Annotated in this window: 23 protein-coding genes and 1 other RNA gene; 11 read left to right on the top strand and 13 right to left on the bottom strand. The window is 54.8% G+C overall.

The window, feature by feature from the left end; translation table 11 throughout:
• Window positions 1-26: 26 nt before the first annotated feature.
• On the top strand, window positions 27-1,151 hold the full coding sequence (aroB, locus tag AC01ZF_RS03485; RefSeq protein WP_424676887.1) for a 3-dehydroquinate synthase: 1,125 nt from the start codon (window positions 27-29) through the stop codon (window positions 1,149-1,151).
• 254 nt (window positions 1,152-1,405) lie between these two features.
• Here aroB and AC01ZF_RS03480 read toward each other — a convergent pair whose 3' ends face one another.
• The gene (locus AC01ZF_RS03480) at window positions 1,406-2,581 is read right to left on the bottom strand and encodes a lycopene cyclase family protein (RefSeq protein WP_424675859.1); all 1,176 of its coding nucleotides are present in this window, start codon (window positions 2,579-2,581) and stop codon (window positions 1,406-1,408) included.
• Between the two features lie 130 nt (window positions 2,582-2,711).
• On the opposite strand from AC01ZF_RS03480, the gene AC01ZF_RS03475 reads away from it, so the two are divergent.
• The 3 genes from AC01ZF_RS03475 to AC01ZF_RS03465 all read left to right on the top strand — a co-directional run bounded on the left by AC01ZF_RS03475 (window position 2,712) and on the right by AC01ZF_RS03465 (window position 4,312).
• Window positions 2,712-3,152 carry an OsmC family protein gene (locus AC01ZF_RS03475; protein WP_424675858.1) on the top strand — a complete coding sequence of 147 codons (441 nt, stop codon included), beginning with the start codon at window positions 2,712-2,714 and terminating at the stop codon, window positions 3,150-3,152.
• Between the two features lie 179 nt (window positions 3,153-3,331).
• A complete protein-coding gene (locus AC01ZF_RS03470; RefSeq protein WP_424675857.1) occupies window positions 3,332-3,880 on the top strand; it encodes a YceI family protein in 549 nt (182 codons plus the stop codon).
• Between the two features lie 180 nt (window positions 3,881-4,060).
• Window positions 4,061-4,312, top strand: a complete 252-nt coding sequence (locus tag AC01ZF_RS03465) for a mycoredoxin (protein WP_424675856.1) — start codon at window positions 4,061-4,063, stop codon at window positions 4,310-4,312.
• A 65-nt stretch (window positions 4,313-4,377) separates the two neighbouring features.
• On the opposite strand, the gene AC01ZF_RS03460 is transcribed toward AC01ZF_RS03465, so the two are convergent.
• The 4 genes from AC01ZF_RS03460 to AC01ZF_RS03445 all read right to left on the bottom strand — a co-directional run bounded on the left by AC01ZF_RS03460 (window position 4,378) and on the right by AC01ZF_RS03445 (window position 9,498).
• The gene (locus AC01ZF_RS03460) at window positions 4,378-5,307 is read right to left on the bottom strand and encodes a DUF1338 domain-containing protein (RefSeq protein ID WP_424675855.1); all 930 of its coding nucleotides are present in this window, start codon (window positions 5,305-5,307) and stop codon (window positions 4,378-4,380) included.
• 99 nt (window positions 5,308-5,406) lie between these two features.
• The gene (locus AC01ZF_RS03455) at window positions 5,407-6,795 is read right to left on the bottom strand and encodes a GAF domain-containing sensor histidine kinase (RefSeq protein ID WP_424675854.1); all 1,389 of its coding nucleotides are present in this window, start codon (window positions 6,793-6,795) and stop codon (window positions 5,407-5,409) included.
• Window positions 6,795-7,703 carry an alpha/beta hydrolase gene (locus tag AC01ZF_RS03450; protein ID WP_424675853.1) on the bottom strand — a complete coding sequence of 303 codons (909 nt, stop codon included), beginning with the start codon at window positions 7,701-7,703 and terminating at the stop codon, window positions 6,795-6,797. Before AC01ZF_RS03450 ends, AC01ZF_RS03455 begins: the two co-directional genes overlap by 1 nt.
• A 145-nt stretch (window positions 7,704-7,848) precedes the next feature.
• On the bottom strand, window positions 7,849-9,498 hold the full coding sequence (locus AC01ZF_RS03445; RefSeq protein WP_476575117.1) for an acyl-CoA synthetase: 1,650 nt from the start codon (window positions 9,496-9,498) through the stop codon (window positions 7,849-7,851).
• 230 nt (window positions 9,499-9,728) lie between these two features.
• Here AC01ZF_RS03445 and ssrA point away from each other — a divergent pair.
• Window positions 9,729-10,089: a transfer-messenger RNA gene (gene ssrA, locus AC01ZF_RS03440) on the top strand.
• 442 nt (window positions 10,090-10,531) lie between these two features.
• A complete protein-coding gene (locus tag AC01ZF_RS03435) occupies window positions 10,532-11,104 on the top strand; it encodes a hypothetical protein (protein ID WP_424675852.1) in 573 nt (190 codons plus the stop codon).
• Between the two features lie 410 nt (window positions 11,105-11,514).
• On the opposite strand, the gene AC01ZF_RS03430 is transcribed toward AC01ZF_RS03435, so the two are convergent.
• From AC01ZF_RS03430 to AC01ZF_RS03420, 3 genes are all read right to left on the bottom strand, one after another.
• The gene (locus AC01ZF_RS03430) at window positions 11,515-12,162 is read right to left on the bottom strand and encodes a M23 family metallopeptidase (protein ID WP_476575116.1); all 648 of its coding nucleotides are present in this window, start codon (window positions 12,160-12,162) and stop codon (window positions 11,515-11,517) included.
• A gap of 280 nt (window positions 12,163-12,442) precedes the next feature.
• On the bottom strand, window positions 12,443-13,699 hold the full coding sequence (locus AC01ZF_RS03425; RefSeq protein ID WP_424675850.1) for a glucosaminidase domain-containing protein: 1,257 nt from the start codon (window positions 13,697-13,699) through the stop codon (window positions 12,443-12,445).
• The gene (locus AC01ZF_RS03420) at window positions 13,696-14,202 is read right to left on the bottom strand and encodes a hypothetical protein (RefSeq protein ID WP_428112731.1); all 507 of its coding nucleotides are present in this window, start codon (window positions 14,200-14,202) and stop codon (window positions 13,696-13,698) included. Before AC01ZF_RS03420 ends, AC01ZF_RS03425 begins: the two co-directional genes overlap by 4 nt.
• A gap of 382 nt (window positions 14,203-14,584) precedes the next feature.
• On the opposite strand from AC01ZF_RS03420, the gene AC01ZF_RS03415 reads away from it, so the two are divergent.
• From AC01ZF_RS03415 to AC01ZF_RS03400, 4 genes are all read left to right on the top strand, one after another.
• Window positions 14,585-16,201: an ATP-binding protein gene (locus AC01ZF_RS03415; RefSeq protein WP_424675848.1), complete on the top strand. Its 1,617-nt coding sequence runs from the start codon at window positions 14,585-14,587 to the stop codon at window positions 16,199-16,201.
• Between the two features lie 407 nt (window positions 16,202-16,608).
• On the top strand, window positions 16,609-17,328 hold the full coding sequence (locus AC01ZF_RS03410) for a succinate dehydrogenase cytochrome b subunit (protein WP_424675847.1): 720 nt from the start codon (window positions 16,609-16,611) through the stop codon (window positions 17,326-17,328).
• Window positions 17,329-17,365: 37 nt separating this feature from the next.
• Window positions 17,366-19,339, top strand: a complete 1,974-nt coding sequence (locus AC01ZF_RS03405; protein WP_424675846.1) for a fumarate reductase/succinate dehydrogenase flavoprotein subunit — start codon at window positions 17,366-17,368, stop codon at window positions 19,337-19,339.
• 83 nt (window positions 19,340-19,422) lie between these two features.
• Window positions 19,423-20,205, top strand: coding sequence for a succinate dehydrogenase/fumarate reductase iron-sulfur subunit (locus AC01ZF_RS03400; RefSeq protein WP_424675845.1), 783 nt, complete (start codon window positions 19,423-19,425; stop codon window positions 20,203-20,205).
• A 123-nt stretch (window positions 20,206-20,328) separates the two neighbouring features.
• Here the strand turns inward: AC01ZF_RS03400 and AC01ZF_RS03395 are convergent, their stop codons facing one another.
• On the bottom strand, window positions 20,329-21,513 hold the full coding sequence (locus tag AC01ZF_RS03395) for a glycosyltransferase family 4 protein (protein WP_424675844.1): 1,185 nt from the start codon (window positions 21,511-21,513) through the stop codon (window positions 20,329-20,331).
• Between the two features lie 382 nt (window positions 21,514-21,895).
• Here AC01ZF_RS03395 and AC01ZF_RS03390 point away from each other — a divergent pair, with 382 nt between their 5' ends.
• Window positions 21,896-23,017 carry a trans-sulfuration enzyme family protein gene (locus tag AC01ZF_RS03390; protein WP_428112733.1) on the top strand — a complete coding sequence of 374 codons (1,122 nt, stop codon included), beginning with the start codon at window positions 21,896-21,898 and terminating at the stop codon, window positions 23,015-23,017.
• 44 nt (window positions 23,018-23,061) lie between these two features.
• On the opposite strand, the gene AC01ZF_RS03385 is transcribed toward AC01ZF_RS03390, so the two are convergent.
• From AC01ZF_RS03385 to AC01ZF_RS03370, 4 genes are all read right to left on the bottom strand, one after another.
• Window positions 23,062-23,619, bottom strand: a complete 558-nt coding sequence (locus AC01ZF_RS03385) for an HD domain-containing protein (RefSeq protein WP_424675842.1) — start codon at window positions 23,617-23,619, stop codon at window positions 23,062-23,064.
• A 115-nt stretch (window positions 23,620-23,734) separates the two neighbouring features.
• Entirely contained in the window at window positions 23,735-24,388 is a 654-nt protein-coding gene (locus tag AC01ZF_RS03380; protein ID WP_424675841.1) for a response regulator, read from the bottom strand.
• 77 nt (window positions 24,389-24,465) lie between these two features.
• Complete coding sequence (gene mutM, locus AC01ZF_RS03375) at window positions 24,466-25,293, bottom strand: bifunctional DNA-formamidopyrimidine glycosylase/DNA-(apurinic or apyrimidinic site) lyase (RefSeq protein WP_424675840.1); 828 nt, start codon at window positions 25,291-25,293, stop codon at window positions 24,466-24,468.
• 11 nt (window positions 25,294-25,304) lie between these two features.
• Window positions 25,305-25,718, bottom strand: a complete 414-nt coding sequence (locus AC01ZF_RS03370) for a molybdenum cofactor biosynthesis protein MoaE (protein ID WP_424675839.1) — start codon at window positions 25,716-25,718, stop codon at window positions 25,305-25,307.
• Window positions 25,719-25,758: the final 40 nt, after the last annotated feature.

The raw sequence follows: 25,758 nt of genomic DNA, 5'->3' as shown, positions 1-25,758 counted from the left end.
CACTGCTGAAAGACAGTCCAATTGTTATGACAACTACGCTCACCGTCACTACCAGCACGACCCAGTACCCGGTGATTGTCGGCGCCGGCGTACTGGCGACCCTTGGCGACCGGCTCACCGAGCTAGGACTACGCGGTACGCTCTGGCTCGTCGCCGATGAACATCTGACTGCCGTCGCCGAGCAGACCACAACAATGCTACAGGCCGCCGGTTACCGCGCCCACACCATTACTGTTCCTTCTGGTGAAACGAGCAAATCGTTCACCGAACTGCACCGACTCTACAATTGGATGATCGAGCATGGTATCGAGCGACGCGACGCCGTGCTCGCGCTTGGTGGTGGTGTGATCGGCGATCTAGCCGGCTTTGCTGCGGCTACTATCTTGCGCGGGGTGGCTCTCGTACAATTACCGAGCACCCTTTTGGCGATGGTCGATGCTGCGGTCGGTGGCAAAACCGGAATTAATCACCCACTAGGTAAAAACTTGATCGGTGCGTTTCATCAACCCCGGCTGGTGCTAGCCGACACCAACCTGCTGGCAACACTGCCGCCCCGTGAGTTACGCGCCGGTTGGGCAGAGGTGATCAAACATGGGGTCATTCGCGACGCCGGCCTGTTTACCGCCCTCGAAGATCTTGCCGCCACCCGCGGATGGAACGCCGCGCATCCCGCCGCATGGAACGCCACCGATGCAGAACTCACCACTTATCTGACCGAGATCATTGCTCGTGCCGTCGCGGTGAAAGTTGCGGTAGTCTCAAACGATGAGTTCGAGCGCGGTGAACGGATCACGCTCAACTATGGGCATACCATCGGCCACGCTATTGAACAACTGCTCGGCTACCGCCTACTGCACGGCGAATGCGTCGCGATTGGGATGGATGCAGCAGCACGGATTGCCGTCGCCCTCGGTCTGTGTCCACCTGCATTGGTAGAACGACAGCGCGCCCTGCTCGCAGCCTATGGCCTCACCGTTGCGATACCGGACGAGCTTGACCACACCGCGATTCTGCGTCTCATCACGCGCGACAAGAAGGTACAGGCCGGGAAAGTACGGTGGGTCTTGCCGACGACCATCGGGCAGGTGGTTGTGCGCAACGACGTACCGATTGAGGTGATTGAAAAGGTGCTATCATCATCAGCGGGATAGTAGATGTAAACCGGCGAACCGTGCCACCCCCCGCCGTGTTCGCACCGTTTTAGGAAGGAACACGGACGTACACGGGACCTCACGGATAGCACGGATCGCGCCAATTTGCCTTATCAACTTCACTCGAATCCGTGCCCATCCGTTCCATCCGTGTGCTCCCCTTCCTCCCTCCGTGCCCCTCCGTCTCATCCGTGTGCCCTCCCCTCCCCCTCCGTGCCCATCCTTCCTATCCGTCCCATCCGTGTGCCCTCCCCTCACCCCATCTCCAACTCACGCCGACCCAACGCACTCATACGCCCCCACGCCACCGCCAACGCCGCAACCATAAACGGCGTAATCTCCACCGTTGACATCAAGGCCAAATCCTCAGCAAGTGTTGTCTCCTCATCGAGGAAGCGAAGTACGCGCTGGATCGGGTTATGACGGAACAGATTGGCGAAGAAACGATGCCCCGGCGTGCGTCCGGCATCGAGCACGTTAAGCAGCACGCTATCCATCAGTGCATGTCGGTTGAAGCGTGGCCGCTTGTAGAACGGGTGCCCATTCCGTAGCAGACTCTCGACAATTTGGCGCACCTGCCACTGAATACGCTGGAAGGTGTAACCGGTCGAAGGCTTACTCATCCCCCCTGCGGTACCGATATTGAGCACATGAGGGCTAGGGCGCAGTGGCAACGGCACATCACTCATCGGGATGACACCATACTCGACGTGCGTAATCTCATAGCGGTCAATACCGAGTTGATCGGCAATATACCGCTGCAGACCGGCTTCGTATTCGGCCTGGCTGACAAGTTGGGGTGAGAAGATAGTATATTCGACGAGCGCAGTATAGGTATCGAACGGTAAGACGTAGCCAAACCGGACATCACCAACCTGTGGAATGCGGAAGTCCATGAAAGTAGCGGCTTCGGCATCAAACACCGGACGGGACGTGGTGATAAACCACCCTTTAAAATGTTGCAGCCACGAGTGATAACCGGGTGGCGTAGGAGTCGGGCGATACACGCTATTAAAACCAAACCGCGCGGTGTACGTCCTACCACCAACAACGACGGCTACACCATCGGGCAACTCGATAAACCGATCAACAGTCCCCTGTAAGCGGGTGATCTGCGGTCGTTGCGCGATCCAATCGTCAACGTAGCGGTAAAAATCAATTCCCTGGATCAACTTATACTGATACGGGACAATCGCCAACCGCGCCGACCAACTCTCATCGTACAGCCAGAGATAATCCCAACGCCGGGATACCACGGCCTCAAACGGGCCGGTACCCACCTCCCAAAAACACCATGTGCGATCATTGCGTCGGACAGCATTGGGGTCTACTAAAAGGATTGAATGACCGGCTAACGGACTCTGACCAAGATGATAAGCTAAACTCAAACCGGCAGCACCTGCGCCGGCAATGATGTAGTCGTAATCCATACGCTCGATTCTCCCATGGCCATTTGGCCTGCCCTGTTTGCATTATAACCCGGAGTAGTATACTAACAATGAGATTTCTCAGTATTTGTACTGCTTTGTTCACGCCGTTTATGCAACAAGAGGGCTACATATGGGATCAGTCATCAATGCTAGCGTCCGCTTACGCGAAGGTCTGCACTTTACCGCCGTTGCCGACTCAGGCCGCCCGATCGAACTCGATAGCCCGCACGAAGGGAAGCGCGATCTCGCCGGACCTTCACCGATGGAAACTGTCTTGATGGCGCTGTCCGGTTGTACCGCAATGGACGTCATTAGCATTTTGCGCAAGAAGCGTCAGCCGGTTACCGGCCTTGAAGTGCGGGCACAAGGTACACGAGGCGATGAGTATCCGAAACCCTACACCGAAATCGAACTGGTATACCGCTGCTCTGGCGATGTCGAGCCGGCGGCACTCGAACGCGCCATCGAGCTGTCACGCGAACGTTACTGCCCAGTTTGGCGCATGCTCGGTGCGACTGTCACCATTCGCTATCGTTACGAGATTGTACCATCGCTGGATGAAGCGAATTAAGCTGAACTACTCCCATTCTCCTATTACCGCAGCGTAGAGACGACCTGCCAGGCCGTCTCTACTACTCTACTCCCCACTTAGCTTGCCCGCTAATGTTCACGCTTCTGTCTACGCGCTTGTCTACGCACGCCTGTTATGCTCCTTTACGTGAGCATAATCGATTAAAGGAGCAACAACGTATGACATGGACAATTGACGCTTCACATTCGACGATTACCTTCTCAGTTCGCCACATGATGATTTCAAAGGTGCGTGGCCGCTTTAGCCGGTTTGAAGGTACCGTCAATTTTGATGAACAGAATCCGGCCAACTCGTCGGTGCAGGTAACCATTGATGCCACAAGCATTGACACGCGCGACGAGCGACGCGACGGTCATCTGATGTCACCCGATTTTCTCGACGTTGCCAACTACCCATCGATCACCTTCGCCAGTAAGCGCATTGAGCTGATCGATGAGACGCATGGTCGCATCATTGGTGATCTGACGATCCGCGGCGTCACGCGCGAAGTCGTCCTCGATGTCGAATACAACGGCCAGTCAAAGTCACCGTGGGGCACGACGAGCGCCGGCTTCAGTGCTAGCACCAAGATCAATCGCAAAGACTGGGGGTTGACGTGGAATGTTGCCCTTGAAACCGGCGGAGTATTGGTCGGCGAAGAGGTGTCAATCGAGATTGAGCTGGAGATCATGAAGCAGGTGCCGCAAGAAAATCCGATCACCGCCTAGCGGCCACCAAATTCGCTATCAAACGGGTATGTCAAGCGATTAGGGGAAGGGATGCGCTAGCTAGTATCAGTTCCCTTTTCACAAGGATTCTGCTATTATTCTTGCAAAAACTGGTATACTATGAAGCTGCATTGAGCGGCTTTGACATTGTTCACCAATCTACATCTATATGAGGAGACTATGTCAGTGCAACCCATTATCGTCTACGGTACCAACTGGTGTCCTGACTGCCGCCGCGCCCAACGCGTCCTCGATCAGCATGGAACGCCCTATACCTACATCAATATCGAACACGATCCAGCTGCGGCCGAATTCGTGGTTAAGCTCAACAACGGCAACCGCAGTGTGCCGACCATCGTCTTCCCTGACGGCTCGATCCTTGTTGAGCCATCGAACCGGGCGCTGCAAGAGAAGCTGAGCCAATTCGCATAACGAACCGCACCAGAACGACGGCGAAGGGCACAGCGCTGTTGTGCCCTTCTTCACATTGCACCGGATTACACCTCAGCCGTTCGTTTCACCGTCTGCGTACTATAGGTACTCTCAAAAATCTTGTCGGCGTTGCCGGCTTCAAACCCCTCACGACGATGTTCGCGCCGCAGCTCATGGGGTGGCAGATGGGCAAACTCGTCGAGTGGACGCCGTTCGGCAAACTCGACATACGATCCAGCAATGAGATGCCGCTCGCCACCGGCAAACTCGGCCCAGATCATCTCGGCCACCGTACTCGACTGGAGAAGTTTGCCATCGGGACTAACTTTAATCTTGCCGCCGGAATCGTTGAGTTTGAAGCCATGCCGCTCAAGGAAGGCGTTAAAATCGGCAATCGTATTGTAGCCGGCCGGCAGATTATGCACTGTAATCGTAAAATGATTCAGGTAGTAGCGGTTGTAGATCACCCACGCCGCATACTCACTCTCGGCGGCTAACCGTTGATAGTCAGACCACGTAGGCAAACGCCAGAGTGGCCGGTGTAAGAACTCATCAACCTGGGCCGCATCGTTCAAATCGAGTTCATCAACCGGATCGGATGGCACCTCATCAGTATAGCTGCGAATAATTACAGCCGCCTCCGGCGATAGATCATTAACCCGCAATTCAGAAATGAAGATCCGCGGCAGATCGGGACGCGGTGGGTGATACCAAAAGGCATCGAGTTTCTTAGCCGGGAAGTGATAGCGATCGCGCCGCGCGTAACCGTAGTACAGAAAAATCTTTTCGAGCGAGCGAATACCAAGTTGCGGCACGCCCATCGTGCGAAACGCAATATGATCATTCTCGATCTGGTCGGGCGCAGCAATGATCCCCTCAGCAACCATCGCTTGGGCAATAGCGGTCACATCGGGCACACGTTCGCGGTAGCGGTGCATTAATCCTTGGAGTACTTGTTCAAAGATGTGGATACGGTCGGTGGTTGTCGTTGTCATAACTCCTCACCATTGATCACACCACGTCTTCGTGGTGTCGGCTCATAATCGTATCTTACCCGACAACTACTGTGCGATGGAATCCGCCGAAAGTCGCACTTAAACCACCGTGACCGTCGAATAGATCAACGGCAACCACACGCGCACCTCAGTACCATCACCGGGTCGCGAGATGATCGTTACCTGCCCATCGAGTGCTGCCGCCCGTTCCCGCATCTGACGCAACCCAAAATGACCTGACGGTGGCTCAACTCCTGGATTAAACCCCACGCCGTCATCACGGACGTGAATGATCAACCCCTGATCGCGCACACCGAGTTTAACCCATACCCGTTGCGCCTGCGCATGTTTTGCGACATTATTGAGCGCCTCTTGGACAAAGCGAAACGCAGCCAATTCAAGCACCGGCGGCAGATCGGGCGGTACATCGGTGAGATCGATCTCAACATCCCAATCTTGCTGATCGGCAAACTCGGTGATAAAGCGACGGAGTGCACCGGCGAATCCCAGTTGACCGATCTCAATTGGGCGCAGCGCAAAAATGGCGCGCCGTAATTCTTCGATTTGGCGACGGAGATTTGCTTTGAAGGTTACAAACTCTTCCCGTAATCGTTCCGGTTCTTGTTGCAGCCAATCTTCCCACAAATCTATCCGCATCCGCATAAACGCAAGTGATTGGGCCACCCCATCGTGCAGATCACGGGCAATGCGAGTGCGTTCAGCACTAATTGCCCGTTCTACCGCCGCCACGCTCGCGACGACGCGGTCGCGCCGCCGACTATTGATCACTGCCTCGGCCAGTTCACTAGCAACGGTAGCCAGCAACGGTTGGCGAATCTCTCGCCGAGCCGATTCACCCTCTTTGAGGAACGCCTCAATCCAACCGATGGGTTGCGTACCACGTTCGATCAGCGGCACAATCAAACAGGCGCTCCATCCACACGGATGCTGCGGATACAACATAACCGGATTGAGCTGTGGTTTCGCCGTAGACCACAACCCAAAGGCCGCCCTTGCCCGTTCAAGTGCCGTTGCATCAAGCCCAACCACCCGTGCCGTATACGGCTGACCCTGCTCATCGGTCAGCACAATGGTAGCAGCAACGGCATCGACCAACCGAGCCGGTAAGGTGATGGCGTAATTGAGCACCTCATCGAGCGTCGCACTTGACGCGACCCGCTGATTGATCTCATACAGGAGTTCGAGCCGTTCGTTACTCTCGCGTAATGCTTCGAGCATGCGTGCCTCAGTCGAGAGCCGCTCTCGCTCTTGCCGGATCGCCCAACTTAAGACGATCCAGATTGCCGCAAACGCCAACACGCCCCACACAATCGGATCAACGGCTCGTCCGGTTGGTGTCTCCATTGCCGAATCGAAGAAAAACCCTTCGACTAGTCGAGTGAGGGCAAACAGCAGTCCAACAACTGCCGCAAACGGCCAGCGCAGACGTACCAGTAATTCGATAGTATTACGAGGAGGTGATTTCATTACTGCCCTGCTATCACCCGCTCAAACGCCCGATAATGCAACGGTAACGCCTGTTCCAGATGCCGATCGGCAACAGCCCACGTATGGGCTCCATCGGGCAGAGCGGCAACCGGCGCTGCATTAGTGATACCCAACGTCGCCAATACGCGCAACAGATACTCACCGCGATAGAAATTTGACCCCCACGGCTCAATATGCTCTGGACCGTACTGGATCATCCACGTGATGCGACGAAGAGCAGTACGATCCGCGCGCAACAACAAGCAGATTGGATTATGATCGGACAAGCGTTCCAAATTACGTGGACGCCCTAACGCCGGATCGAACATCTCCGCAAACAAAAGCGGATCATACCGTCTCGCTCTGCGCCCGCCGTCGCTCGCATAAGGAAATGAGCCATCGTAGGCGCTAACACTGACAAACAGATCAGGCCGCAACGCCACCGCCTTGACCGCCATATACCCACCGAGTGAAAAACCGGTGATCGCTCGTGCTACAGGGTGAGCGCCAAACTCCCGCTCCATCAACGGCAATACCTCGGTAAAGAAGAAGGTTGCAAATCGACCGGTACCAATACCGGGGGCATCGGTCAAGTGCGGTGCGATAAAATCGGTCAACAGGCCGGGAATACGATTATCAGCGCTGGCCAAACCTGGCATCGCCAACAATAACGGCCCAATCTCGCCACGCAACCGTACCCGCTCATACACATCAATGGCCGTCCCGATCCGGCTATCGTCTTCACTGCGATTCACCCACTCGCGCTCGTGACCGCGTAGCAAATAGACAACCGGAAGCGGTGGGCCATCGGGTCGGTATTCCGGTGGAGTATACACACACATCCGACCATCAACGCCCAACACCGTGCTCGGCCATTCGATAAGCCGTGCCCGTGGATCGATCTCCATCCTTCCTCTCCAAGCCTAATAACGCAAAGGCGCAAAGTATTGCTGTTACCACAACCTCATCCTTTGCGCCCTTTGCGCCCTTTGCGCCCTTTGCGTCTTTGCGTCTTTGCGTCTTTGCGTCTTTGCGTCTTTGCGTCTTTGCGTTTCAAACATCGGCAATAGCCTGTCGAGATTTAGCCTGTTCTCGCAGGATATACTTCTGAATCTTACCGGTCGAGGTTTTAGGCAATGGCCCAAAGGTAAACTTCTTCGGAATCTTATAACCGGCCAAATACTGTCGGCAATGCTGCTGCAACTCCTCCTCAGTGACCGTCATCCCATCACGCAACTCGATAAAGGCGTGTGGCACCTCACCCCACTTCGGATCGGGAGCCGCCACAACTGCGGCCAATAACACCGCCGGATGTTTATAAAGCGCATCTTCAACCTCAATCGACGAAATATTTTCGCCACCTGAAATGATAATATCCTTCGCACGGTCGGTAATCTTGATATAGCCGTCAGGATGTACGACAGCCAAATCACCGGAATGGAACCATCCATCGCGAAAAGCAGCTTCGGTTGCCGTTGGGTTTTTCAGATACCCCTTCATCACAATATTGCCACGGAACATCACCTCACCCATCGTTTGCCCATCCCACGGCACCGGTTGCATCGTTACCGGATCAAGCACACTGACTGCCTCTTCAGCGTGATAATTCACCCCTTGCCGGCCATTTAAGCGTGCCTGTTCTTCGATCGGCAAGCGATGCCAATCGGGCTGTTTCGCACACACCGCTGCCGGACCATATGTCTCGGTCAAGCCATAGACGTGGGTAATCTCAAACCCGATCTCAGCCATTGCCTGCAAGACGGCTACCGGTGGCGGAGCGGCTGCAATCAAGCCACTGACTTTATGTGTCCCCTGTCCAGCCCGCCAGTGTGCCGGTGCGTTATTGGCGATCAGCGAATGCACAATCGGCGCACCGCAATAGTGGGTCAACCGATGTTCCTCAATCGCTTGCCAGATCAAACCGGCATCCACCTTACGCAAACAGACATTGGTTCCGGCGTTGGCCGCCATCGTCCACGGGAAGCACCAACCGTTGCAATGAAACATCGGCAGTGTCCACAGATACACCGCATGATGCGGCATTCCCCACGAGACAATATTTGAGAGTGCATTGAGGTACGTACCGCGATGATGATACACGACCCCCTTTGGGTTTGCCGTAGTGCCCGAGGTATAATTCAACGTAATCGCCTCCCACTCATCAGCAGGATAGATCAACTCAAACGCCGGATCACCACTGGCAATAAACTGCTCATACTCAACCGTACCAAGTCGGTCACCGGGACCGGTATACTCTGGATCATCGACATCGATCACCAACAACGAACGTTCAATCCGGTCAAGCGCAGCCTTCACCACCGGCGCAAACTCACGGTCGGTGATCAACACCTTAGCCTCGCCGTGCTCAAGGATAAAAGCAATGGTCGCCGCATCGAGACGAACATTGATCGTATTGAGCACAGCGCCGGCCCCCGGTACCCCAAAATGGCACTCATACATCTCCGGTGTATTACTCAGCACAGCAGCAACCGTATCGTGTTGGCCCACACCGGCAGCCCGCAACGCCGATGCCAACCGACGTACTCGCTCATAGACCTGGGCCCACGTATAACGACGCTGACCATGGATAACTGCCGGTAACTGTGGATACACCATTGCTGTACGCTTGAGAAACGATAATGGTGTCAGCGGCACATAGTTGGCTGCTGTCTTGGCCAAACCCACTTCGTACAACCCGGTCATTGACTTCTCCTCCACTCACCTTGTCCTAAGGACGTCGCCTTCTCACCGTCATTCACGCTTTGCGCACCATCTCGGCACCTTGGACTTATTTCAGAATCATTGCGACATGTATAGTATCTCGCATCGTGCATTTCCGTGCAAGCGAGCAGAAAGCGGGCATGTTAACACATCTCTATCGTAAGACCGATTGACATACCGATCAAAGTTGCTATACTACATTGGTGGACTAGGGGGATGCTCCGGTTTCGACAGGGAGTGAACACCGTAGACTGCAGGTCGTGCTGCCCAGTCACGTAAAAGGGGCAAGGCAACAACTGCCAACAACAACGCTCGGGTTCAGCCTCGGCTGGCCCTCGCTGCCTAAGATTGGCAGCGCGCTCACCGCAGCTTTCCCGATAGTTGCGGATCGAGCGTCGCATATCGGGTGCTCCGGTAGTGCTTGCCTGAGCACTATCGGCTAAGACAACAGGCTGGCCCGCCGGTCGCTCTGCCACTCGCGCGACTACGGGCGAGATAAAGCGAGGGGCTAAACCTGTAGATGTCTGCGGTCTAGCTTTCTGGACGGGGGTTCGACTCCCCCCATCTCCACCACTAGACATTACAACACGCAGGGTTGTCGCTTGGCAGCCCTGCGTGTTGGTTTTAGTGTTGCGATAGCCCTCACCCCCGCCCCGCTCCCACGTTGCGGACAGCTCCGGTTGGGTAAAGCTGCACCACTTGGCGCCGTTCGATAGCCCTCGCCCCACTTCCACGTTGCGGGAGAGGGGGTCCTGCTTGCGCTTCGCCAACCTGCCACCGTCCTCAATCACCATACTTCACTTCTCCCTGAGCTGCCGGCATTCGTCTCTCTCCCACTCCCTCGGTGAAGCGAGGAAGCCGAGAAGTAAGGACCATCAAAATGTGACTGTACATGTCACAACCCTCTGTTATCTTGTGCGTAGCAGCCTTACACAACAACCGAACACAGATAGCGCGTCCTGCCTATCAACTGATCTTGGATTGATAAGCGCTTGTTTCAGAGGGAGGAAAAGACATGACCGCACGTCCGTACAAGACGATTAGCCAACAGCGCCTCACCCATAACAGCCTTAGTGCAGATGTTCTCAAGGTAGGAAAGGACAAGGTCACACGTCCGCGCATTCGCCCGCATCGCCTCGCCACTCACCAACTGGGTCGGATATTGCTCCAAATGCCAGAATTACCGGTAATACTCGTTGGTGGTCTGTGGATGATGCAGACTGGCTTGAACGTTATCAATAGTTTCATCTGCCTTACCGCCATTGTGTGGTTCCTGAGTCGGACCTTCCTTCTACAGCATGCAGAAAAGTTACTGGGGAAAAGTCGGTATCACGATGCAGCGAAATATATTCACGTCGCCCTCAAGCTCAACCCAAATAATGCTAAAGCATGGCTACTTCTCGCCTGTAGTGCCTCACAGCGTAACCAATTTGATTGGACAATACGCTATCTCGAACGTACTTGCTATCTTGAACCGAACAATATCGTTGCACAGTCAATGCTCAACGCAATATCGCAGTTGGTCAGAAAAGAGGCTGAGCCGCATTGCGGCTTTCGGTTTGCGGTGGTTGAGTATAAAGTTATCTGACGTAGGCTATCTTCCGATGAGCCTGTCGCTCTTGGAGAGTGGATCACCACAGAGAACCCAGCAACCGCAAGCGGGGCGCGCCGCGATACCCGGTGCATTCGCCGGAGGACGATCGCCCCACCTCAGACACAGATGTCGGTATGTTCGCTGAACAGGCAAACCGCAAGTGGGGCGCGCCGCGATACCCAGTGCATTCGCCGGAGGACGATCGCCCCACCTCAGACGCAGATGTCGGTATGTTCGCTGGGACGGCGGGTCATCATCGAGGGCTTAGAAACTACAGTGCATCAATTGCCACTCCAACTTCTGGCATACCGGTCACCCCGCAGCGCACACACTACTCGGAGCACTTTTTTCATTCGTGATCGCTGGGGCACCTCCCATCACAGACACAAGGCAGGCAAAAAAACTTACTGCGCAAACACACCATAATCAAGGGGATTTTGATTTATCCACTGGCTATCACGCCAAACCCAAACCTGATAATCCAAATGTGGCCCACTTGACATACCGGTCGAGCCGATATAGCCGATCAGATCGCCGGGATTGACCCACTGACCATCACTCACCGCAAACCCACTAAGATGCGAGTAACCGGTGCGGTAGAGTTCGTTCGTCACCCAGATATGATTTCCTGCCGGCCAGCTATCGTAGGTTAAGGTGACGTGCCCGGCGTGCGTTGCATACACCGGTTGGTTCTGCGTCCCGGCGGGATCGGCTTTACCATCGCCATCTCCATCGAGCGCGAGATCGACGGCTCCCCAAACCTGTGCCGGGGCATGCGTACCCACACCATAGCCCTGCGTCATGACAGTATTAGCTGCCCGCAATGGATTACCACTCGGAATCATAGCAGCATCAAAGCCACGACCCTGCGGCTGTGCCACGCCGACTAACGCTTCCTGCGCTGCGGCATTGATACTGTTGACCTTCAGTGCCTGATCAACCGAACCACGCCAATTGCTTAGCACAGGTTGGGAAGGGGTGAACAAGCGCGGTAGAGCGCTGAAGATGAAGACAAGAACTAGAAGTGTGATAATAATCATAATTGGTCGCATGGAGCTTAAAACCTAATAACACCACTGAACATTGGTATTCGTGATTGAAATATCTTGAACTATCGGGCAATTGTTCATCGCCAACGTTCTTCAGTACGATGTTTTCAACGACATGTCTTGCCCACAAAAGATCGCGGCCCACAGCACAAGCACTCATTGACTCATCACCGACCGCGAGAGGGACAGTAATTCTGAAAGAGCGAAGCCGAACGTCTCGGTATACATTCACCGCCATCAACAGCAGCGCACTGAGGCTGCACCAATCGCCGTATGACTAGCGCTAGGGAATTTGACCACTCCGCCACCGATCGACAAGACCGGTCACAACCTGTATGTAGCCCTGCACGTCATTTTCAAACGACGGCGCATAAATCGGAATAATGTCAGCCACGGTTTGCAAACCACGCCAACGAATATACTCGACATCGATAAGCCGATACCAATCGGCAATCCCGGTCTCCCAGTCGGGGTAATCACGAAACCGGCCATAGCACGTCGGATAACCAGCACAAATAATGTTACCGACATTGTGCGTTGTACTACCATCGGGCTTCATACCGGCCCAATTCGGGTTCGTCCCGGCACCACTCTCATGAATAAAGAAAGCTATCGCATAGGCTGGATCGATGTTGTACTCCAACCCAAGGCGGTACCAGATCTCACCGGTACCGGTTGCCGGCGAGCCATAGCTGCGCAGAATCTCATCGATCTGCGCCGGCGTCAGACTTGGCGCCGAACGCAGTCGGTGATCACCTAGTGCCGGGATATTGGTGAGACTGGCAGCATTCACCTGCACCGCTCGGCTAATATCCACCGCGTACTGAAAGCTCAAGATAGGTGAACGCGATAAGGTCGCTAACCAAACAACGATAATCACGAGGCTTACCAAGCCAATCCCTACCATCACCGGCCACTGATTGGCTCGAGCAGCCCACAACCATGGAGTAGAACGCTGCCCTACCGGCAGGGGCAGGTCGGTTGCTTCGGGCAGAGGTGTGAAACCCACAGATGTCGAATCGGCTAATCGGTTGTTGCGTAGTCTCCGATCAACACCTACTGCAACAGCGTCTCGGGCTAATGTTACCAGCGTTCGTTCTGGCCCGGCCACCAACTGTGCGGTTGACGATGAATCATTGCTCCTCGCATAAGCGCCAACAGTATGCCTTGCTGACGGAATTGGCGGCGCTGTGTTGCCACGCGGCGGCGCCGAGAGCGCAGTGTGATCGGTGACGGACCGTTCCGGCGTTGCGGGCCGGGCGTGTTTGGCAGTTTCCTGATGTGTTTGTGGGCGATGATAAGCATCCGTCCGGCTCCGCTGCGCCCGTCGGTACGCCGATCTCACATCTTCGGGCACACGCAACCCGATAGGCTCTTCAGAACGAGACGGCTGAACATGCTGTTCGAGCAAGGCATCGAGATCGGACGTCAATTCAGCAAGCGGTTGCCTTGGGAGACGCTGAACAGACTCCGTCTCTTCAATTGAAAAGAGCGGTTGGCCCAAGCGCCGATTCCGGTTGCGGCGAGAGAAGGCACTCACTTGCTTCGCTCCTGTGCCAGCCGGTGCCACTCTTCGGGGTTAGGCAGGCGAAATGTACCGTCACGGTTGAGATACACCACTTGCTCGTTGTGGATGGTGACGACGAGATCGGCCAAACCATCACCATCAGCGTCTGCCAAAGATAATACCACAGGGGTGAGATCTTCATGTAACCCAAATAGGTATGGGCCTTGCCACGTCTGCACGTAGGTCGGGTCACCACCGGGTAACACGACGATCACGGTTTGTCGATCGAGATTCATAGCAATAAAGTGAGACGGATGCCCTGTCCGCTCGGCAGCTAAACCAGCATAGCCGGTGAGATGGGTGGTTCGTGGTCGCCCATAACGCCAGTCATCGAGCACGATGCGACCAAAGTCAATCACGACGCTCACGATGATGGCGATTGCTACGATGACCGTCGCCGTCACGAGCCACCGAACAATGGTATACACTCCAACTGAACGTCGTGTCGGTGATAATACGCGACTGGTGGTTGCCATACCTGCCCTCCTTCCTCATCGATGACGGCACCACTTGCTCCGCTCTGTTATCAAGTAGTACAGGATTGTAGATTGTCAACCGTCGATGACGGCACCGCTTGCCCCGCGCTTGCGTGAGCGCTATCGTACCCATCATTGTGTGCAGAATGATCGAACATTTGTTCTGATTATAGTTTAGAACACTTGTTCTTGTCAAGTCGGTTTTTAGGCATTATCATGAGCTAGATCGCTCACGATTCGTCACAATTGGTAGTACGATGGTTCGCTAATTGGGTTACAATAATAGAAGTACGAACCTTACCTCGGCACCATTGATGCCTCCGTTCCCACGCTTGTGACGGGTTATTCCCATTTCACACCTACTACCGACAAAGGGAGCCTTATGCGTTATTTACTCGATCAACGCTCATACGAAGAGATGTTGGCGCGTAAAAGCCATCCACGCGATTGTTATGTGCGCAACCAGGAGTACTGCCACCACATCTACATCGATGGCGTGAAGTACACGGTTGCGCGAGCCGTCTATGCCTGTCTAAAAGAGGCGCAGGCGAAAAACGATGTTGATGCGCTCTTGCATCTGCAAATGCACATCACCGATCTCGAACGCTTGATCGGCGAAGCACGCGCTCGGGGCGAAAATATTGCCTCGCTGCACCTCCTTGGCGACCCCCCACCGTCGGACGAAGAGGCCCGTCCGACAATGAACAACTCTTTCTTACCGGCGCAACCGGTCACTATCGAAGAAACCGGCCTCAACCGTACCTTCCTGACCGAACAATTCCTTCGCATTCTCTACAACAAGGGTCGAGCGACCGGTATGGAATTGGCCAATGCAATGGGGCTGTTTTACCGCGTGATCGAACCCATTATTATTGACCTGCGGAATGTGGAGCAAATCGACATCGTCGGTCAACGTGGTTTTGGCGATATTAACTACGAATACATTTTGACACCGCGTGGTCAAACGGCTGCGCAAGCGGCGATGGAGAAGGTACAGTACACCGGTGTGTGCCCGGTGCCCCTCGATGCGTGGATCGAGTCGGTGAAAGCGCAGACGGTGAAGAAGGTCAAAGTTACTCGTCGTAATATCCGTGATGCGTTTGAAGGACTCGTGATAGACGAGTCGATCCTGAATATGGTTGGTCCCGCCGTCAATTCCGGCTCATCGGTGATGCTCTTCGGATACCCCGGCAATGGGAAGACGACTATCGCCGAGCGGATCACCTATCTGATGGGTGATGATATCTTCATTCCCTACGCTATCTACGCCGACGGTGCGATTATCAAGATGTACGATTCGGTGATTCATGAGCCGCCACGACGACCACTTCCTGAAGAGACTGAGTACGACAAGCGCTGGATTCGGATTAGCCGTCCGGTCGTGATTGTTGGTGGTGAATTGACGCTCGAGCAACTGAACCTTGTCTACAACCCGACCTCAAAAGTCTATGAAGCACCATTCCAGATGAAAGCCAACTGTGGCATCTTTCTGATCGATGACTTCGGCCGCCAACAGGTGCGCGTCTTTGATTTGCTGAATCGCTGGATCGTACCGCTGGAAAAGCGCTACGACTTTCTCAATACGGTCTCTGGGCAGAAGATTCAGATTCCGTTTGATCAACTGATTATGTTCAGCACCAATCTTGATCCCAAGGACCTTGGTGATGATGCCCTGCTGCGCCGGATCAAGTTTAAGATCGAAATCATCGATCCGACCGAAGACCAATGGCGCGAGATCTGGAAGATTATGTGTAAGGTGCGGAAAGTGCCTTACGATGACCGTAGTATCGATTATCTGATCGCAAAGTGGTTTCGTCCTGATAATCGGCCGTTCCGTATGTGTCAGCCGCGTGATATTCTCGACCAGTTGATCGCGATCGCGCGTTACAATATGGAAACGCCTACCCTCAGCCCCGATCTGCTCGATGCAGCGTGCCTTTCGTACTTCCCCAGCAAGGAGAAGAAAAATTTCGGGGCCAAGGTGCGGTTGGATTTATAACGACCACCATAAGCACGCGATCAACAAGCGACACAGATCGCTGTGTCGCTTTGTTATCATGCCCAACACCTCTAGCCAACCGATTCTTGATTGCGTCATATTTACGACCTATTACAGACTTTTTTGCTATTGATTCAAGATCAGCAAGTTCTTTGCTCGTCTCGTCACTGCTATGCCAATCGCGTTTGATCGCATTGTGAAGCCTCGCGTGTTTCTTCACAAAGTATAGTGCTATCGTTGTAGTTGGTAGACAATTGATCGGAATTCCGTTATAATTCAGTAGCAGTGTAATATTTTGTAGATCAAGTCACGAACAATGTACTACTGCCGGCACAAGCCGGCAGTTGACTGTCATTCTCTTGATTTTATAGGGAGATGGTGGTCTTCGGTAAGGGAAGGATGGAACGATGACAGGAGTGCTCACCCTCACCCGCACGTCGGTCGGCAAGAAGGTAATAATGGCCGTAACCGGCTTCATTCTCGTCGGTTTTGTAGTGTTTCACATGTACGGCAATCTGAAAATGTATCAGGGTCCCGAAGTCTATAATGCGTATGCCGCCGGCCTGCGATCACTCGGTTATCCCGTTTTCGGACACGAACACCTCCTGTGGATTGCGCGCGTGATCCTGTTGGCCTCGGTCTTTTTGCATATCTGGGCCGCAACCAGCCTGACATTACAGAGTCAACGCAGCCTACGGGGCAGCAGCATTTCGGCTATCCGTCGCTACGGTCAACACAAGCGCCAATCGAGCTACGCCGACTACACGATGCGGTTCGGCGGGGTGTTGATCTTCTTCTTCATCGTATATCACATTCTCCACTTGACTTTTGGCGTTGTTGGCTACGAGCCGGGTCAGTTCATCCATCCGCACGGCGATGTGTATGAGACCTACAACAACGTCGTGTATGGGTTTCAGAATCCGCTGATCGTCGGTTTCTATCTGCTAACGATGGTTTTTCTTGGGCTACACCTGTACCACGGCGTTTGGAGTATGTTCCAAACCCTTGGTTGGAACAATCGCACCTACGATCGGCTGTTACGCGGGCTAGCAATCCTGGTAGCGGCAGCCGTCTTTATCGGTAATGTCTCCTTCCCGTTGGCGGTCTTGTTCGGTTTTGTCGCGTAAACCTTCCGCCCAACGCTAGAAGAGTGAGGAACTCCGCATGAGCGAGACGAAGAATGAAACGGCGGTTCGCACCGGTACCCGGCAGGTCGAGTTTGTGAGTGTCCTTGACTCGAAGGTACCGAGCGGACCTATTGAGCAACGTTGGGATAAGCACCGCTTCGAGATGAAGCTGGTCAACCCGGCCAACCGTCGCAAGTACACGATTATCGTGGTCGGTTCTGGGCTGGCCGGAGCATCAGCCGCAGCTACCCTGGGCGAGGCGGGCTACAATGTGCTCTGCTTTTGCTATCAGGATAGTCCACGCCGCGCGCACAGCATCGCTGCACAAGGTGGGATTAACGCCGCGAAAAATTATCGCAACGACGGCGACAGTATCTACCGCCTCTTCTACGATACGATTAAGGGTGGCGACTTCCGTGCTCGCGAGAGTAACGTCTATCGGCTGGCTCAAGTCTCGGTAAATATTATCGACCAGTGCGTTGCCCAAGGTGTGCCGTTCGCCCGCGAGTATGGCGGTCTGCTCGATAACCGCTCGTTCGGTGGCGCCCAAGTGGCCCGTACCTTCTATGCTCGTGGTCAAACGGGGCAGCAATTGTTGCTCGGTGCGTACCAGGCGCTGAGCCGTCAGATCGCAGCCGGTACGGTGAAGATGTTCCCACGCACCGAGATGCTCGATCTGGTGGTCGTCGATGGCCGGGCGCGCGGTATCATTACTCGTGATCTCGTGACCGGCAAGATTACGCGCCATGCTGCCGATGCAGTGGTACTGGCGACCGGTGGTTATGGGAATGTCTTCTACCTCAGCACTAATGCCAAAGGCTGCAACGCGACGGCCATTTGGCGGGCACACCGTCGCGGTGCTTTCTTCGGTAACCCATGCTTTACCCAGATTCACCCGACCTGTATTCCTATCAGCGGCGAATATCAGAGTAAATTGACACTCATGTCGGAGTCGCTGCGGAACGATGGCCGGATTTGGGTGCCGAAGAAGAAAGGTGATACTCGCCGACCACAGGATATTCCTGAGTCCGAGCGCGATTACTACCTTGAGGAGCGCTACCCTAGCTTCGGTAATCTGGTGCCACGCGATATTGCCTCACGGGCCGCTAAGCAGGTCTGTGACGAAGGCCGCGGTGTTGGTCCCGGTGGTCTCGGCGTATACCTCGACTTTTCTGATGCAATTAAGCGGCTTGGTCGCCAGAAGATTGCCGAACGCTACGGGAATCTGTTTGACATGTACAAGCAGATTACCGGTGAAGACCCCTACGAAACGCCTATGCGCATCTATCCCGCCGTACACTATACGATGGGCGGATTGTGGGTCGACTACAATTTGCAGAGTACGATACCCGGCCTCTTTGTGATCGGTGAGGCAAACTTCTCCGATCACGGCGCCAATCGACTCGGTGCGTCGGCGCTGATGCAGGGTTTGGCGGACGGCTACTTCATCCTGCCCTATACCATCGCCAACTTCCTTGCTCAAGTCAAACCCGGTGGGATAAGCGTCGACCGGCCTGAATTCGCCGAAGCGGAAGCTGAAGTCCAACAGCGGATTAATCGGCTGCTCAGCATTCGCGGGAAGCGCACTGTCGATTCCTTCCACCGCGAATTGGGCAAGCTCATGTGGGATAAATGCGGCATGGCACGCAACGCCCAAGGCTTGCGTGAGGCGTTGGCCCGCATCCCCGAAATCCGTGCCGAGTTCTGGGAGAACGTGAATGTACCCGGTGAGGCCGGTGATCTGAATCAGGCTCTTGAGAAGGCTGGCCGTGTCGCCGATTTTCTCGAATTGGCCGAACTGATGTGTATCGATGCCCTCCATCGCGAGGAGTCGTGTGGAGGTCATTTCCGCGAAGAGTATCAGACCCCTGATGGCGAAGCGCTGCGCAACGATGAGCAGTTCTCGTATGTAGCAGCGTGGGAGTTTACCGGCGATACCGCCAAGCCCCGTCTGCACAAGGAACCACTTGTGTTTGAATACGTCAAGCCGACTCAGCGCAGCTATAAGTAGACGACGGTTGGTAGCGCACTCGTTGACTTCGATCAGCCTTACTGCCACCGGTTGGCAAGCCAACCGGTGGCCGGAGATAGCCTATGAAGATCACCCTCAAGATCTGGCGGCAAAAGAACCGTTCAACACCCGGCGAGTTTAAGACGTATGTCATGGATAATGTCAATCCCGACATGTCTTTCCTCGAAATGCTCGATGTGCTAAACGAGGAATTGATCATGAAAGGTGAAGAGCCGGTTGCGTTTGATCACGACTGTCGGGAAGGTATCTGCGGCATGTGCTCACTGATGATTAACGGTGTAGCCCATGGACCCAAAAACGCAATTACTACCTGCCAGTTACATATGCGCAGCTTCAATGACGGTGACACAATTACCGTCGAGCCGTGGCGCGCCTCTGCCTTCCCGATTATCAAAGACTTGGTTGTCGACCGCAGCGCGTTCGACCGGATTATCCAGGCCGGCGGCTATATCAGCGTGAGCACCGGCTCAGCACCCGATGCTAATACCATCCCCGTCCCGAAGACCGCAGCCGACCGCGCAATGGATGCCGCTGCCTGCATCGGTTGTGGTGCTTGTGTCGCGGCGTGCCCCAACGGCTCGGCAATGCTCTTCACCGCTGCCAAGGTTACGCACCTCGCCCTATTGCCACAGGGTCAACCTGAACGGTATCAGCGCGTGGTGAATATGGTTGCTCAAGCTGACTTTGAGGGGTTTGGGAATTGTACTAATATCGGTGAATGCGCCGCAGTCTGCCCCAAGGAGATTAGCCTCGAGACGATTGCCCAACTCAACCGCGATTTAGTGGTGGCAGCGTTGCGCGGGATCGAACCCAATACACCAATTGGTGCAGCAACCAGACGGTGATTGTACGCGCGACCCCCCATGTACGGGCGACCTAGCGGGTCGCCCCTACGTCCCCCGATGTACGCGCGATCCGGTGGATCGCCCCCTACGTCCCGATGTACGCGCGATCCGGTGGGTCGCCCCTTAGCCCACCTCTTTGCGGTGCTGCTTGCACTCGATCACCAACGCTTGTGCCACCTGTTCAAGCACGGTGAGCGTCGTCGCTGCAGTACGCTGGTACGAAAAACTAGCCGCCTGCACCATACCACGCTGACTGAGTTCGGCACGGAGTGCCTCATCGTCGAGCAGACGGGTGATCGCCGTCGCCCATCCGGCCACATCATCAGGTGCAATCCTGATTGCCGCCGCGCCAACCACCTCCGGCAGCGATGTTGCATCGCTGACAATAACCGGTGCAGCACAAGCCATTGCCTCAAGTGGCGGTAGCCCAAACCCCTCGTAGCGGGACGGATAGGTAAAGATCGTACAGGCTTGGTAGAGCAATGGACCATCCTCAACGGGTACATCGATCCGGCGTACAGCCGAGCCGAGACCGAGATCGGCGATCATCTGATTGATGTCGGGAAAGAGTCGCCGATCGCGCCCCAGTGCGCGCCCGGCAATAACTAACGTAACATGCCGATAACGATTCCGCACTAGCGCAAAGGCGCGGAGTAATGTGTACACATTTTTACGCTCATCCAACCCACCAACGTAGTAGATAAACGGCGGTTGTACCTCATAACGGGCTGCAACCAACTGCTGAACGGCAATCTTGTCAATCGGCGGGCAAAACTGCTCACCGGCTGCTAAGTACGTCACCGTTACACGGTCGGGTGACAAGCCAAGATAGTTCAAGATCGTCGTCCGACTGAACGATGAAAACGTGAGCACGTGAGCACTGCGCAACGCGGCCCGTCGTACCAATGCCATGTAGACGCGCACCGCCCAACTACCGCGGTAGGCCGGTAACAACAGTGGGATGAGATCGCCAATTGTCGTCACTACCGGTAATTTTGAGCGTAACGGGGGAGCAAAATAAGGTACGAACAGCACTGTGGGTTCACCGTTGCGCGCCAAGCGTGCAGCAATGACCGGCACGGCGACCTGTTCAAAGATCACCTTAGCAACCTGACGCGAACCACCGATCTTGACCGGTAGCGCCTCGATCCCGTCGGGTAGTGCAGGGATCGTGGTACCCGCCGGTAACAAGATCACATAACGATGCTGTGGTGCCAGCCGGTACATCCATGGCAACAGGTTGTGTACGTATTGACCGATACCTACGGTTGGCTGGGACCAAAAACTGCCATTAATCACAATTTGCACACCGACCTCCTCAATAGGTAACGAGGATGAGGTGATGATCCCGACATCACAACCCACAGATGCGAACACAAGAAGGGCGAAGTTAGCGCACACGTTCAGTTTCGCAACCCAAAACCCAGCAATGTGATACCATCACTAGCCCCTCTTGACTGCACCTTCGTATCACACCTGTTGCACAGCTTGGCGTTACCTTATAGCGGCTGACAATGTTATTTGATTGTCATTATAGCTGATTTTGATACAGATATATCCATGCCCAGGATAATTGACAGTTCACCCTCGCAATGCAATAATCACCGTCGCAGCATACGACTCCTGTAACCACATTGGTTACCCGTCCTTCCGCACCTCGTATCACATAGAACGAAAAGGCAGGTATATTATGGAGCAGCACCCCTCCGGCCTGAAACTCGCATCGTGGCTGGTAGCCGCCGGACGTACCGTCGATCCCGGCGCACCGCTAAACGTACCACCGATCCCGGCCTCCAACTTTATTCTTGGTCAGGGACGTTCGTATGCACGCGGTGACTCCACACCAACGTGGGAAGCACTGGAAGAGGTGATCGGTGGGCTAGAAGCCGGCAAAGCGGTAGCCTTTGCTTCCGGGATGGCGGCAGTCGCTGCCATTTTCGATCAACTTCCGTCTGGCGCACGAGTAGTCTTGCCCGACGACTGCTACCAGGGCGTTGTCGGTTTGGCTATGGCCGGCGCCGCTCGCGGACGCTGGTCGGTGCAACGCATTGCCCTGACCGATACCGCCGCCTGGCAACAAGCTTGTACCGAAGCCGATCTGATCTGGCTTGAGTCACCGTCTAATCCGCTGCTAACCGTCGCCGATCTCGACGTGATTTGTGCTGCACCGCGCAAACCCGGCGCTATTGTGGCAGTTGATAATACCTTCGCTACTCCGCTAAACCAGCAACCACTCGAACTAGGAGCAACGGTATCCGTCCAATCGGCAACGAAGTTTATCGGCGGCCATTCCGATTTATTGGCGGGGGTCATCACTACTCGCGACGAAGCACTTTGGCAGCACATCCACCAAACCCGTACCCTCGCCGGCGCCATTCCCGGCACACTCGAAGCATTTCTGGCCGTGCGTGGCGCACGGACTCTCGCATTGAGGCTCGAACGGGCACAATACAACGCTATGATCCTCGCCCAACGGCTGGCCGAACATCCTCTGGTCACGTGTGTCCGTTATCCGGGATTGCCATCCCATCCGACGCACGCCACCGCCAAGCGGCTGTTAAAAGGATTTGGAACGATCATTTCGTTTGATGTCGCCGGTGGAGCGGCTGCCGCCGATGCTGTTTGTCGGCATGTGCGACTGATCCGCCACGCAACCAGCTTAGGGGCAGTTGAGTCGACGATGGAACGGCGCGCAGCAGTTGCCGGCCAAGAGCATTTACCACCATCGCTACTACGACTCAGTGTGGGGATCGAAGACGTTCATGATCTGTGGAACGATCTCGATGCGGCTATTCGCGCTGCAAGTACATGATACGGTGAGCGTACCCAACACGATTACACATCTGGATCGGGCTGTCACTGTAGTTTGGTGCGCTCGGCTCGGAGATGGGCAGCCAACGCTTCAACCGGCGGAAACTCGGCTGCCCAGTCGTCATTAGGTGGCCAAAATTCGTCAAGCCCACGCACACCTGTTCGCTCGTAGGCTAGGGCCTGCGCCATCAATTCGAGTCGATCGACAGCCTTCACCAGACGAGCTTCGCGGGATGTCCCGGCCGTGTATTCCTCCCATAACGCCAGATATTCATCTGCCCGTGGTAAATGGCCGATCAGGCTCACCAAACCATCTCGCTCAGCCTGACGCTTCGTCGCTTTACCCAACAACCGTGTTGCTGTAGCCGGCAAATCACCGAGCAGCGACTCGGCTAAATCGTGCAATAGCGCAATTGCCAGCAAGCGCCCCCGATCAATACCCTCGATTTGATCACCGATGAGCAAGCAGAGTACGGCAACACTATACGAATGCTCAGCAATGCTCTCGACATCACGCACACCGCGCTGAAGCCAACCGGTGCGTGGCAACAGCTTCAACGACAACAAACGGGGGAGAAATGCACTCAGATTGGGCTGATCCATCCTTTGCTTCCGTCGGTAGATGATCGGTTAACAGGGTTGGTTTGGATACCTTTTGCTCTGATGATAATGGGGCGCATCGACGCCCCGTCACTACCAAATATGTGCTCGAAATACGCTACGTATGCCTGACTTCCGTAGCCTGTTCACCTCCACTCTCACGTAAGGCAAAAAGGCGCAGTGATCGGATCGTTGTCACGTGCTGAGCAACCGTCTCGGTTATACGCACAATCCGATCCAGGCTGCTCAATAACGATTCATCGGTTACTTCTTCTCGCACTAATTGCGCTTCTCCCATGATCGCCGTCAACGCTTGACTAATAGAATGCACAACCTTCCGTACCGTGATCGATGCCTCTTCTACCTCGGCTTTAAGTCGCTCATAATCACGCACCTGCTGACGGAGCTGGTCATAACTTACTGCGCGACGCAGTGTGTACCGTAACATCTCGTGATTAATCGGCTTCGTAAGACAATCAAATGCACCGAGCGATAGCGCCTCCAACGCTGTCTTCGGCGAGTCGTTAGCCGTAGTCACGATGATCAATGGTCGATCTGGCTCCGTCGCCCACGCTTTGAGAATATCAATACCGCTACCATCAGGTAAACCGAGATCGAGCAACACAATTCTTGGCCGACGGGACACAAGCGCGAGCCGAGCTTCAGACACGTTACGCGCTATATCAACAGCATACCCCTCGCGACGAAGGATGGTAGCTAGCGAAAATTGTAAAATATAATCATCTTCAACCAGCAGAATCGGCTCTTGCACGTAATTACCCTCTCACACAGAACGTTTGTTACTACAATCTCCTCGTATCGTGCTTGTATTGTACACAGGTATATTCACTACTGCACCAACCCTTGACACGATGGGCAGAAAAAGGTACTCCGTTGCGCTATTACGATCCGTTCGATTGCAGTTTGACAACGAGGACACGGTTTTCCTACCCGATCATAGACGTTGAAATGCTCTTGATAGTTGCCACGACGACCATACCCATCACGATAATTGCGCAGCGAGCTACCCTGATTGGCAATAGCTTCGGCTAACACGAGCCGAATAGCGTGGTATAAAGCAGCAATCTGATCTAGCGTCAGTGCACCTCCCGGCGTCAGGGGATGAATCCCCGCCAACCAGAGCGCTTCATTGGCGTAGATATTGCCAAGCCCGGCGATCAACCGCTGATCGAGTAAGAGGGCCTTAATCGGCGCCTGCCGATTGCGCAAGCGCTCGGCCAGTATCGCCGGCGTAAAATCGTCTGCCAACGGTTCGGGACCATGGGCCGCGTCAAGCGCCAGCAAACCGGTACTATCGAGTAAATGGACTCGGCCAAACTTCCGCTGATCGTCGAAAATGAGGCGTCGACCATTATCGAGATCGAGCGCAAAATGGACATGCGGAGCATCGACAGCCGCCGGTTCGGCAACGAGCAAATGACCCGACATCCGCAAATGAATTGCCAGCGTCCACCCGGCATCGAGAGTCAGTAGCAACCACTTTGCACGCCGGCCAACCGCTTCGATCCGACGTCCGGCCACCAACGTTGCAAATTCGGACAGCGGTGGGGTCAACATTCGGGGCCAATCGAGTTTTGCCAACCCAACAATCGTGCGGCCCAACAGTTGTGGTGCTAACGAACGAGCGACGGTCTCAACTTCGGGCAATTCTGGCATCGCATCCTCACCTATTCACGCCACTCAGCTGAACCGTCGGCCCAATGTTCTTGTTTCCAGATCGGAGCAATCTCTTTGATCCGATCCATAATATAGGCTGCGGCAGCAAAGGCTGCATCACGATGCGGAGCAGCGACAACGACGAGCACTGCTGTTTCACCAATTTCCAGCCGTCCCACCCGGTGATGAACACAAACACGCCCAATTGGCCATCGTGCCCGCGCTTCATCGGCAATTTGACGCAGCACCGGTACGGCCATCTCGGTGTAGGCCTCGTAGACCAAAAATGCCGTCGGCCGACCATCAAAATGGTTCCGCACCACACCGCTAAACGTCACGACTGCACCATCATCGGGTGTCTGTACCGCAGCGACCAACGGTGCCGGATCGAGCGGTTCAGTTGTGATCACAAATGGTTCAACCATACCCCATCCTCAACGAATCTACCCTGATCGCACTCGCAGA

The organism is Chloroflexus sp., from assembly GCF_056331925.1.
The sequence above is the reverse complement of the archived record's forward strand: the minus strand, read 5'-3'. Positions and strand labels throughout refer to the sequence as shown.